Origin of the sequence: Streptomyces huiliensis (genome assembly GCF_020037025.1) — a bacterium.
In the GTDB taxonomy this organism is placed as follows: Bacteria; Actinomycetota; Actinomycetes; order Streptomycetales; family Streptomycetaceae; genus Streptomyces; species Streptomyces huiliensis.
Map to the genome: position 1 here is coordinate 44207 of NZ_JAIQLH010000089.1, position 11386 is coordinate 55592.

The window sequence follows — 11386 nt, forward strand, 5'->3', positions numbered from 1 at the left end:
ACCTGTGTGGGTGACACGGGGGGTTTGAAACGGTGTCCTCAGACGCCGGCCGGGCTGAAGTCAGCCCGTCCGGCGTCTGAGGACGCGCGCCGCAGGCGCGCTCGGGGGTGCGGGGGCCTGCCCCCGCAAGAAACGGTGAAAGGGCGGGACCGGGGCCCCCAAAAGCATCAGCCCAGCTTCCGGGCGACCTCCGTCGCCCAGTACGTCAGGATCATGTTGGCACCGGCCCGCTTGATCCCCGTGAGCGTCTCCAGAATGGCCCGATCCCGATCGATCCACCCATTGGCAGCCGCCGCCTCGACCATCGCGTACTCACCGGAGATCTGATAAGCCGCGACGGGCACGTCCACCGCCTCCGCGACCTTGGCGAGCACGTCAAGGTAGGGCAGGGCCGGCTTGACCATCACCATGTCCGCCCCCTCCTCAAGGTCGAGCGCGAGCTCCCGCATCGACTCCCGAAGATTGGCCGGATCCTGCTGATACGTCTTCCGGTCCCCCTGCAACGACGACCCGACAGCCTCCCGGAACGGCCCGTAGAAGGCGGAAGCGTACTTCGCCGTATAGGCGAGCACCGAGACGTCCTCGTGCCCGGTCTGGTCGAGAGCATCCCGGATGACCCCGACCTGACCGTCCATCATCCCGCTGGGCCCCACCACGTGCACGCCCGCGTCGGCCTGCACCTGAGCCATCTCGGCATACCGCTCAAGCGTCGCGTCGTTGTCGACGCGCCCCTCGGAGTCGACGACACCGCAATGCCCGTGATCGGTGAACTCGTCCAGGCACAGGTCGGACATGATGACGAGCTCGTCACCGACCTCGGCCTTCACGTCCCGGATGGCGACCTGGAGGATCCCGTCCGGGTCGGTACCCGCCGTCCCGAGAGCGTCCTTCTTCGCCTCCTCGGGCACACCGAAGAGCATGATCCCGGAGACACCCGCGGCCACCGCCTCGACGGCGGCCTTCCGCAGCGTGTCACGGCTGTGCTGCACGACCCCGGGCATCGCCGAGATCGGCACCGGCTCGCTGACCCCCTCCCGCACGAAGGCGGGAAGGATCAGGTCGGACGGGTGCAGCCGGTACTCGGCGACCATCCGGCGCATGGCCGGGGTGGTGCGGAGCCGCCGGGGCCGGGCCCCAGGGAAGGTGCCGTACGTGGTGCTCAACTCCGTGCCCTCCTACGCGATCCGGGCCGCCGCTCGCTCGGGCGCGTGACCGGGTCACCGGCCTCGATCGCGGCGTCGCGCCGCGCGGCCCCGAACTCCGCGAGCGCCTCGGCGAGCTTGTGCACCGAGGGCTCGGGCGACAGCACGTCCACCCGCAGGCCGTGCTCCTCCGCGGTCTTCGCGGTGGCCGGGCCGATGCAGGCGATGACGGTGACGTTGTGCGGCTTGCCGGCGATGCCGACGAGGTTCCGCACGGTGGACGAGGACGTGAAGAGCACGGCGTCGAAGCCGCCGCCCTTGATCGCCTCGCGGGTCTCGGCCGGCGGCGGCGAGGCGCGCACGGTCCGGTAGGCGGTGACGTCGTCCACCTCCCAGCCGAGCTCGATCAGGCCGGCCACCAGGGTCTCGGTGGCGATGTCGGCGCGCGGCAGGAAGACGCGGTCGATCGGGTCGAAGACCGGGTCGTAGGGCGGCCAGTCCTCCAGCAGCCCGGCGGCCGACTGCTCGCCGCTCGGCACCAGGTCGGGCTTGACGCCGAACTCGATCAGCGACTTGGCGGTCTGCTCGCCGACGGCGGCGACCTTGATGCCGGCGAAGGCGCGCGCGTCGAGCCCGTACTCCTCGAACTTCTCGCGCACCGCCTTGACGGCGTTCACGGACGTGAAGGCGATCCACTCGTAGCGGCCGGTGACCAGGCCCTTGACCGCGCGCTCCATCTGCTGCGGGGTGCGCGGCGGTTCGACGGCGATGGTCGGCACCTCGTGCGGCACGGCGCCGTACGAGCGGAGCTGGTCGGAGAGCGACGCGGCCTGCTCCTTGGTGCGCGGCACCAGGACGTTCCAGCCGAACAGCGGCTTGGACTCGAACCAGGACAGCGGCTCCCGGTGGTCGGCCGCGCTGCGCTCGCCGACCACGGCTATCACCGGCTGCCCGCCGTCGGGCGACGGCAGCACCTTCGCGGCCTTGAGCACCTGGGCGATGGTGCCCAGGGTGGCCGTCCAGGTGCGCTGGCGGGTGGTGGTGCCGGCGACGGTGACGCTCAGCGGGGTGTCCGGCTTGCGGCCGGCCGCGACCAGCTCGCCGGCGGCGGCGTTGACGGCGTCCAGGGTCGTCGTCACCACGACCGTGGCGCGGCTCGCGCCCACCTCGGACCAGCAGGTGTCGGAGGCGGTCCGGGCGTCGACGAACCGCACGTCCCCGCCCTGCGGGTCGCGCAGCGGCACGCCCGCGTAGGCGGGTACGCCGACGGCGGTGGCGATGCCCGGGACCACCTCGAAGGTGATGCCCTCGGCGGCGCAGGCGAGCATCTCGTCGGCGGCGTTCCCGTCGAGGCCGGGGTCGCCGAGGACCGCACGGACGACCCGCTTGCCGCCGCGCGCGGCCGTCATGACAAGATTGGCCGTGTCCCTGAGGACAGGGATGTCGGCGGCCTTTGACGCCTCGTCAGGGACGGGCTGCGCCGGCGTGTCCACATGCGCGCGCGCATGGGCGCGCACCACCTCCAGCACCTGTGGGTCGGCGATCAGGACGTCCGCGGACGCCAGTGCCTCCACGGCGCGGAGCGTCAGCAGTCCCGGGTCTCCGGGGCCCGCACCGAGGAAGGTGACGTGCCCGTGCGCGGGGTGGTTCGGGGCGGTGGGGTTCAATGTGCTCGCTCCCCCATAAGACCGGCCGCACCCTTGTCCAGCATGTCGGCCGCGAGTTCGCGTCCGAGGGCCAGGGCGTCGGGGTGCGACGCGGGAACGGGACCGGTGGTGGACAGCTGCACCAGCGTCGAGCCGTCGGTGGTGCCGACGACGCCGCGCAGGCGCATTTCGGTTACGTCCTGCTCGTCTCCCAGAAGGTCGGCCAGCGCACCCACGGGTGCGGAGCAGCCGGCCTCCAGGGCGGCGAGCAGGGAACGCTCGGCGGTCACGGCGGCCCGGGTGTGCGGGTCGTCGAGCTCGGCGAGCACGGCGGCGAGCGGCGCGGCGGCCGCGGCGCACTCGATCGCCAGGGCCCCCTGGCCGGGGGCGGGCAAAACGGTGTCGGGCGACAGGAACTCGGTCGCCACGTCGATCCGGCCGAGGCGGGTCAGCCCGGCGGCGGCCAGCACGACGGCGTCGAGCTCCCCGCCGGTGACGAAGCCGAGCCGGGTGTCCACGTTGCCGCGGACCGGCACGGTCTCGATCTCCTTGCCGAGCGCCCGGGCCCAGGCGTTGAGCTGGGCCATGCGGCGCGGCGAGCCGGTGCCGATGCGGGCGCCGGCCGGGAGTTCCTCGAAGGTCAGGCCGTCGCGGGCGATCAGCACGTCGCGCGGGTCCTCGCGGCGCGGGACGGCGGCGAGGACGAGGTCGTCGGGCTGCGCGGTCGGCAGGTCCTTGAGCGAGTGCACGGCGAAGTCGACCTCGCCCGCGAGCAGCGCGTCGCGCAGCGCGGAGACGAACACCCCGGTGCCGCCGATCTGCGCCAGGTGCTCGCGCGAGACGTCGCCGTAGGTGGTGATCTCGACCAGCTCGACCGGGCGGCCGGTCAGTCGGGTCACCGCCTCGGCGACCTGGCCCGACTGGGCCATGGCCAGCTTGCTGCGCCGGGTGCCCAGGCGCAGCGGGGTTGTGCCGTTCATGCCGACTCCCGTGCGTTGTTCTTGCTGTCGTGCCGCGCGTCGGCCCGGCTGACGGCGGCGACCGCCTGCGGGTCGAGGTCGAAGAGCTCCCGCAGGGCGTCGGCGTAGCCGGCGCCGCCGGGGGTCGAGGCGAGTTCCTTGACGCGCACGGTCGGTGCGTGCAGGAGCTTGTCGACGACGCGGCGGACGGTCTGGGTGATCTCGGCGCGCTGCTTGTCGTCCAGCCCGGGCAGCCGCCCGTCGAGCCGGGCGATCTCGCCGGCGACCACGTCCGCGGCCATGGTGCGCAGGGCGACCACGGTCGGGGTGATGTGGGCGGCGCGCTGGGCGGCGCCGAAGGCGGCGACCTCGTCGGAGACGATGGTCCGCACCCGGTCGACGTCGGCGGCCATCGGCGCGTCGGCCGAGGCCTCGGCGAGCGCCTCGATGTCGACGAACCGGACGCCGTCGACGCCGTGCGCGGCGGCGTCGATGTCGCGCGGCATGGCCAGGTCGAGCAGAGCGAGACGGGCGCCGCGGGTGCAGTCCGCGTCGACCGCGCAGCCCGGGCGGCCGGCGAGCGCGGCGGTGACCGCGTCGGCGGTGAGGACGAGGCCGGTGGCGCCGGTGCAGGAGACCACGACGTCGGCGAGCGCGAGCTCGTCGGGCAGGGCGGTCATCTCGACGGCGCTCGCGGTGACGCCGCTGCCGCCGGGCTCGGTGAGGATCTCCACCAGGCGCCGGGCGCGCTCCAGGGTCCGGTTGGCGACGGCCACGTGGGCGACGCCGGCGCGGGCCAGGGTGGCGGCGGCGAGGGAGGACATCGAGCCGGCGCCGATGACGAGGGCGCGCTTGCCCGCGGCCCACTCCTCGACGGACGGGCCGTCGTGGAGCTGCTCCAGGCCGAAGGTGACCAGCGACTGCCCGGCCCGGTCGATGCCCGTCTCGCTGTGGGCTCGCTTGCCGACCCGCAGGGCCTGCTGGAACAGGTCGTTGAGCAGCCGGCCGGCGCTGTGCAGCTCCTGGCCGAGGGCGAGGGCGTCCTTGATCTGGCCGAGGATCTGGCCCTCGCCGACGACCATCGAGTCCAGGCCGCAGGCCACCGAGAAGAGGTGGTGGACGGCCCGGTCCTCGTAGTGGACGTAGAGGTGCGGGGTGAGCTCGTCCAGCGGGACGCCCGCGTGGTGGGCGAGCAGCGTGGACAGCTCGGCGACACCGGCGTGGAACTTGTCCACGTCGGCGTAGAGCTCGATGCGGTTGCAGGTGGCGAGCACGGCCGCCTCGGTGGCCGGCTCGGCCGCGAGGGTGTCGTGCACCAGCGCGGCCCGGGCCTCGGGGGTCAGGGAGGCCCGCTCCAGCACGCTCACCGGCGAACTGCGGTGACTGAGACCCACGACGAGCAGGCTCATGCCGGCATCACGGCGGGGACGTCCCCGTCCGGACCCTTCCTGCCGTCGCGGGCCGCGGCGGCGCCGGCCGGACGGGTGCTTCCCGTTCGCGAAGCCGTGGTCCGCGCGCCCTGGCCGGGCTGGTTGACGTCCTCCCCGGCCTTGCGCTGCTCGTGGAAGGCGAGGATCTGCAGCTCGATCGACAGGTCGACCTTGCGCACGTCGACGCCGTCCGGCACCGCGAGCACGGTCGGCGCGAAGTTGAGGATCGAGGTGACCCCGGCGGCCACCAGGCGGTCGCAGACCTGCTGGGCGGCGCCGGCCGGGGTGGCGATGACGCCGATGGAGACGCCGTTGTCGCTGATGATCGACTCGAGTTCGTCGGTGTGCCGCACGGGCAGCCCGGCCACCGGCTTGCCCGCCATCGCGGGGTCGGCGTCGATCAGGGCCGCGACGCGGAAGCCGCGGGAGGCGAAGCCGCCGTAGTTGGCGAGGGCCGCGCCGAGGTTTCCGATGCCGACGATGACGACCGGCCAGTCCTGGGTCAGGCCGAGCTCGCGGGAGATCTGGTAGACGAGGTACTCCACGTCGTAGCCCACGCCGCGGGTGCCGTACGAGCCGAGGTAGCTGAAGTCCTTGCGCAGCTTGGCGGAGTTGACCCCCGCCGCCGTCGCGAGCTCCTCCGAGGAGACCGTGGGGACCGAGCGCTCGGAGAGCGCGGTCAGCGCGCGCAGGTACAGCGGAAGCCGGGCGACGGTGGCCTCGGGAATCCCTCGGCTTCGGGTCGCCGGTCGGTGAGTTCGGCCAGTTGCCACGGTGCTCCTGCGGGTAGAGCGGGGCTGCGGGCGGCGTCCTGTCCCAGGACCGCCCCGTCGTATGCAGGCTATGTCTTTGTGAACGCGTGCACAAAGATGGTGTCCGCTTTGTCCGTGCAAAGTGACAGGCGTCACGCGGTCTTTCGAGCCGTTCGGGGAACCATTGACCGACTCACGCCTACAACCACGCACGTCACGCCCGCACCAGGGGTCGGTCGACGGGGACACGGGCGCTCACTCCTCACCGCTATACCCCCGGACACCAACAAATCGCCCATGATGGTAGTCGACTCAGGCACCTATCCGCCCCTCCCGGAACGGCGGCGCCTCCCTGATCACCAGGGCCCGTCCGGCCCTCTCCGCACCCCGTCCGGCCCCGGCACAATGGCCGCATGAGTCTGCTGCGCCGCCGCAAGAACCCCGCGGATCACGTCGTCACCCTGGTCGGCAAGCCCGGCTGCCACCTCTGCGACGCCGCCGAGACCGTCATCGCCGAGGTCTGCGGCGGCCTCGGCACCCGCTGGGAGAAGAAGGACATCACCCAGGACGAGGAGCTGCACCGCAGGTACTGGGAGCAGATCCCGGTCGTCCTGATCGACGGCGAGCAGCACGACTTCTGGCGCGTGGACCCGGCCCGGCTCCGCAAGGCCCTCGGCGGCTGATCCGCCCCGGCACGCGGCGACGCGGGGTTACCGACACGTATCGTTCATGTCAGAGCCCCGTCACCGCCCTGATCACTCCGAACAAACTGGCTATGCTCGCGGCATGGCCCACCCGTCGCCCGACCGCCGTCCCGGCAGGAGCCCCTTCGCGGGGCGCCTCGAATTCCGCTGGCTGTCCTGGCTCACGTGGCTCTCGCCGCGCCGCTACGCCACCGCGCGCAGCGTCCGGGCGGGCGAGGCGGCGGCCGAGGCCGCCCGCAAGACGGTCCAGGAGCAGGAGGCCCGGGAGGCCGCCCCGGCCGTCGAGGAGGCCCCCGCCGCCACGGGCGGCAAGAAGGCCGCACGGGCCGCGGAGCCCGAGTTCCCCGTCGCCGGCGACACCAAGGCGGCGGCCTTCTTCGACCTCGACAACACCGTGATGCAGGGCGCCGCCCTCTTCCACTTCGGCCGCGGCCTCTACAAGCGGCACTTCTTCCGCAAGCGCGAACTCGCCCGCTTCGCCTGGCAACAGGCCTGGTTCCGGCTGGCCGGCAACGAGGACCCCGCACACATCCAGGACGCGCGCGACAGCGCCCTGTCGATCGTCAAGGGCCACCGCGTCTCCGAGCTGATGTCCGTCGGCGAGGAGATCTACGACGAGTACATGGCCGAGCGCATCTGGCCCGGCACCCGTGCCCTCGCCCAGGCCCACCTGGACGCGGGCCAGAAGGTCTGGCTGGTGACCGCGGCCCCGATCGAGACCGCGACGATCATCGCCCGCCGGCTCGGCCTGACCGGCGCCCTGGGCACCGTCGCCGAGTCCGTCGGCGGCGTCTACACCGGCAAGCTCGTCGGCGAGATGCTGCACGGTCCGGCCAAGGCCGAGGCCGTCCGCGCCCTGGTCGCCGCCGAGGGCCTGGAGCTCTCCCGGTGCGCCGCGTACAGCGACTCCGCCAACGACATCCCGATGCTGTCGCTGGTCGGCCACCCCTGCGCGGTCAACCCCGACGCGCGGCTGCGGCGCCACGCCCGGGAGCACGGCTGGCGGCTGCGCGACTACCGCACCGGCCGCAAGGCGGCCCGGATCGGCATCCCGGCCGCCGTCGGCCTGGGCGCCCTGGCGGGCGGCACCGCGGCGGCCGTCGCCCTGCACCGCCGCCGGCGCTGACGCGCCTCCGCCTCCGCCTCCGCCACCGCCTTCAGCCGCGCCCCGACGGAAAGCCGTCCCCCGGCCCGCGCCCCGGCCCGCCCCCCCGCCGTCACCGGATCGGGCGATCACCCAGGCGAGCCGCAGACGCCACATTGGCCACGCTGCGTAACCGGCGTTCCCCCACAGGCAATCCGGTTGTCATACCCCCACACAGCCCCCGACAGTCCTGCCGTGTCCGGATTGCCACAACACGCTGCCCAATCGGCCACACCCGCAGCAAATACGGTCAACTTCCGCTGGCAGTTCGATATTTGAACGTGCAGCAATGGGTGGGAGTGCGAACGGAAACGATGATTTGAGCAACTCGGTGTAGTGCTGCCTGTACGAAGGGTTATTCTCCTCAGACGCAAACCGGTACCTCGCTTGTCCCTACGTCGAGTGAACGCATCGGTACTGCACGTGATGGAAGCTCTGCCTCTGGGAGTCCCGTGTACCCACACGTCGGGGTTGACGCCTCGGGCCTGGCTACGCTGCGCGCAGCGGTCGTCGACCGTCTGCGCGGCTTCGTCCCCACCGCGTACGCCGTCCCCGCCTTCGCCACACCCATCCCCGCGGTAGCCGTTGGCGCTGCCGGGCAAAGGAGCCCCTGCTACGCCCTGGCCGAGGCCGGCGCCGCCGTCGGCAGACGCGCCCGCCGCGGCACCGCGTCCACCGCGACGGCCACCGCCACCACCCCCCGCCGCCCCAGCGCCGACAGCGACAGCGCCCGCATGCTGGACCTCGTCGAACGCGCCCAGGCCGGCGAGGCCGAGGCGTTCGGCCGCCTCTACGACCAGTACGCGGACACCGTCTACCGCTACATCTACTACCGCGTCGGCGGCCGGGCCACGGCCGAGGACCTGACCAGCGAGACGTTCCTGCGCGCCCTGCGCCGCATCGGCACCTTCACCTGGCAGGGCCGCGACTTCGGCGCCTGGCTGGTCACCATCGCCCGCAACCTCGTCGCCGACCACTTCAAGTCCTCCCGGTTCCGCCTGGAGGTCACCACCGGCGAGATGCTCGACGCCAACGAGGTCGAGCGCAGCCCCGAGGACTCCGTCCTCGAATCCCTGTCCAACGCCGCCCTGTTGGAGGCGGTGCGCAAGCTCAACCCCCAGCAGCAGGAGTGCGTCACCCTGCGCTTCCTCCAGGGCCTGTCGGTCGCCGAGACCGCCCGGGTCATGGGGAAGAACGAAGGCGCGATCAAGACCCTCCAGTACCGGGCCGTCCGCACCCTCGCCCGGCTCCTCCCCGACGACGCCCGCTGAGCCGCCGCCGCCCCCCGGCGAGACACCGCCGGGACCGCCGGTCGGCCGCCCGAAGTCCCGCCCGACGGCCCGTCCGCGACGGCGGCGCGTAACCCGACTGCCACGCCGCTCGTTGTGCGGGATGCAGACTTCCCGCTGTCGCGCCATGCCGCACACACTCACTCGATCGAGTGGATGCACTCAAGGCGTGCAACCTCCAGGTGTCCGGGGGAGTCGATCGTCATGACGAGAGGAGGTGCCGCCTGTGATCGCGAACGTTTCGGCGCACCGGCGGGCGAACGCCTTCGCCCAAGCCCTGGAGGAGCAGGAACTCCAGGGCGAGGCGGCCGTACGGACCGGCCCACCGGCGGACGAGGCCGAACGGGGACGGCTGCTCAGCCTGGCGGGCGGGCTCGCCGCGCTGCCCGCCCCCGAGCTCGATCCCGAGGTGCGGACCGTGCAGCGGGCGCAGCTGATCGCCGCCATGGAGGCCCATTTCGCAGGGGGCGCCGCGTCGGTCCCGGAGCCCCGCAAGGCCGCCAGGGCGGACGGGTCGTCCGGATCCTCCGGCCGGGGAGCCCACCGGGCCGGCCCGCTCGGCCGGCTCAAGCCGCGCTCCCGCTGGTCCAAGGGACTGGCGGCCGGCGGTCTCACCGTGGGCGTCGCGGCCGGAGCGCTCGGCGGAGTCGCCGCCGCCAGCTCCAACGCCCTGCCGGGTGACACCCTTTACGGGCTCAAGCGCGGCATGGAGGACCTCAAGCTCGGCATGGCCGACAGCGACTCCGAGCGCGGCGACATCCTCCTCGACCAGGCGTCCACCCGCCTCCAGGAGGCCCGCCGGCTGATGGAGCGGGGCCGCTCGGGCCACCTCGACCACGAGGACCTGAGCGAGATCCGCAAGACCCTCACGGGCATGCGCCAGGACGTCTCCGAGGGCCACCGCCTGCTGCGCGCCGCGTACGACCAGGACGGCTCGCTGGGCCCGCTGCGGCGCCTCTCGTCGTTCACCGCCTCGCACCGCGAGGGCTGGAGCCAGCTGCGCGACCGGCTGCCGCTCCCGCTCACCGACGTGCGGGACGACGTCAGTTCGGTCTTCAGGGCCATAGACGACGAGATCGAGCCGCTGCAGTCGCTGATCCACGACAAGGACCGGCACGACAGCCACGGCCGGCACGCCGCCGGCACCCCGCACACCGACCACCGGAGCACCCCGGGCCACAGCGCCCCCGCGCCCCGTACGTCGGCGAGCGGCGGCGGCAAGCACGCGTCCCACCGTCCGGCGGCGCCCTCCCAGAGCGCCCAGGACGAGCAGGAGGGGCTGCTCGGCGGCACGGGTCTGCTGCGTCCCGCCCCGTCGGCGGAGAGCTCGGGCCCGTCCGGCACCGCGCCGCAGGGCAAGGACGGCAAGCCGTCCAAGCAGCCGGACGTCACGCTCCCGCCGCTGCTGCCGGAGATCCTCCCGGGCCTCGGCATCCACGGAGAGGACCAGAGATAGCGGTCGGACGCGACGGTGGCCGGTGCTCCCGCGGGAGCACCGGCCACCGTTCTTTGATCGGAAGACGCCCTTTGATCAGAAAAACACCGACCGCCGCTGCACCAGCAGCTTGTACAGGGTGTGCTGGATCGTCTCCCGCACCTGGTCGGTGAGGTTGAACATCAGCATCGGATCGTCCGCCGCCTCAGGCGGATACCCCTCGGTGGGCACCGGCTCGCCGAACTGGATCGTCCACTTCGTCGGCAGCGGGACGGCGCCCAGCGGCCCGAGCCACGGGAACGTCGGCGTCAGCGGGAAGTACGGCAGCCCCAGCAGCCGCGCGAGCGTCTTGGAGTTGCCGACCATGGGGTAGATCTCCTCGGCCCCGACGATCGAGCAGGGAACGATCGGCGCCCCGGCCCGCAGCGCCGTCGAGACGAAGCCGCCCCGTCCGAAGCGCTGCAGCCGGTACCGCTCCGAGAACGGCTTCCCGATCCCCTTGAACCCCTCCGGCATCACCCCGACCACCTCGCCGCGCTCCAGGAGCCGCTGGGCGTCCTCGGCGCAGGCGAGGGTGTGGCCGAGCTTGCGGGAGATCTCGTTGACGACGGGCAGCTTGAAGACCAGGTCGGCGGCGAGCATCCGGACGTGCCGGGCCGCCGGGTGGTGGTCGTGCACGGCGACCTGGAGCATCAGCCCGTCGATCGGGAGCGTCCCGGAGTGGTTGGCGACGACCAGCGCGGCGCCCTTCTCCGGGATGTTCTCGATGCCCCGCACCTCCACCCGGAAGTACTTCTCGGCGAACGGGCGCAGGGCGGAGAGCACGACCTGGTCGGTGAGCTCCTTGTCGAAGCCGAACTCGTCCACCTCGTAGTCGCCGGTGAT

10 protein-coding genes are annotated in these 11386 nt (G+C 72.8%); 4 read left to right on the plus strand and 6 right to left on the minus strand.

From position 1 onward, the window contains the following. Positions 1–167 precede the first annotated feature (167 nt). The 5 genes from hemB to JNW98_RS17845 are packed head-to-tail and all read right to left on the minus strand — an operon-like array spanning position 168 to position 5950. A complete protein-coding gene (hemB, locus tag JNW98_RS17825) occupies positions 168–1163 on the minus strand; it encodes a porphobilinogen synthase (protein WP_223769237.1) in 996 nt (331 codons plus the stop codon). Continuing rightward, complete coding sequence (locus JNW98_RS17830) at positions 1160–2809, minus strand: bifunctional uroporphyrinogen-III C-methyltransferase/uroporphyrinogen-III synthase (protein ID WP_223769238.1); 1650 nt, start codon at positions 2807–2809, stop codon at positions 1160–1162. Before JNW98_RS17830 ends, hemB begins: the two co-directional genes overlap by 4 nt. Further along, on the minus strand, positions 2806–3768 hold the full coding sequence (gene hemC / locus JNW98_RS17835; RefSeq protein WP_223769239.1) for a hydroxymethylbilane synthase: 963 nt from the start codon (positions 3766–3768) through the stop codon (positions 2806–2808). Before hemC ends, JNW98_RS17830 begins: the two co-directional genes overlap by 4 nt. Then, the gene (locus JNW98_RS17840; RefSeq protein WP_223769240.1) at positions 3765–5156 is read right to left on the minus strand and encodes a glutamyl-tRNA reductase; all 1392 of its coding nucleotides are present in this window, start codon (positions 5154–5156) and stop codon (positions 3765–3767) included. Before JNW98_RS17840 ends, hemC begins: the two co-directional genes overlap by 4 nt. Then, the gene (locus JNW98_RS17845; RefSeq protein WP_223769241.1) at positions 5153–5950 is read right to left on the minus strand and encodes a redox-sensing transcriptional repressor Rex; all 798 of its coding nucleotides are present in this window, start codon (positions 5948–5950) and stop codon (positions 5153–5155) included. Before JNW98_RS17845 ends, JNW98_RS17840 begins: the two co-directional genes overlap by 4 nt. A 392-nt stretch (positions 5951–6342) precedes the next feature. Here JNW98_RS17845 and JNW98_RS17850 point away from each other — a divergent pair, with 392 nt between their 5' ends. The 4 genes from JNW98_RS17850 to JNW98_RS17865 all read left to right on the plus strand — a co-directional run bounded on the left by JNW98_RS17850 (position 6343) and on the right by JNW98_RS17865 (position 10522). Next, on the plus strand, positions 6343–6612 hold the full coding sequence (locus JNW98_RS17850) for a glutaredoxin family protein (RefSeq protein ID WP_223769242.1): 270 nt from the start codon (positions 6343–6345) through the stop codon (positions 6610–6612). Between the two features lie 172 nt (positions 6613–6784). Next, positions 6785–7759, plus strand: a complete 975-nt coding sequence (locus JNW98_RS17855; protein ID WP_223769250.1) for an HAD family hydrolase — start codon at positions 6785–6787, stop codon at positions 7757–7759. 470 nt (positions 7760–8229) lie between these two features. Further along, entirely contained in the window at positions 8230–9048 is an 819-nt protein-coding gene (locus tag JNW98_RS17860) for an ECF subfamily RNA polymerase sigma factor, BldN family (RefSeq protein WP_223769243.1), read from the plus strand. A 244-nt stretch (positions 9049–9292) separates the two neighbouring features. Beyond that, positions 9293–10522, plus strand: coding sequence for a DUF5667 domain-containing protein (locus JNW98_RS17865; protein ID WP_223769244.1), 1230 nt, complete (start codon positions 9293–9295; stop codon positions 10520–10522). A 75-nt stretch (positions 10523–10597) separates the two neighbouring features. Here the strand turns inward: JNW98_RS17865 and JNW98_RS17870 are convergent. Then, positions 10598–11386, minus strand: a 789-nt coding sequence (locus JNW98_RS17870) for a lysophospholipid acyltransferase family protein (RefSeq protein ID WP_223769245.1), incomplete at its 5' end; no start/stop codon positions are given.

Coding starts and splice junctions, on each gene's coding strand:
- JNW98_RS17840 (WP_223769240.1), bottom strand. CDS start 5,156: ATGAGCCTGCTCGTCGTGGGTCTCAGTCACCGCAGTTCGCCGGTGAGC.
- hemC (WP_223769239.1), bottom strand. CDS start 3,768: ATGAACGGCACAACCCCGCTGCGCCTGGGCACCCGGCGCAGCAAGCTG.
- JNW98_RS17850 (WP_223769242.1), top strand. CDS start 6,343: ATGAGTCTGCTGCGCCGCCGCAAGAACCCCGCGGATCACGTCGTCACC.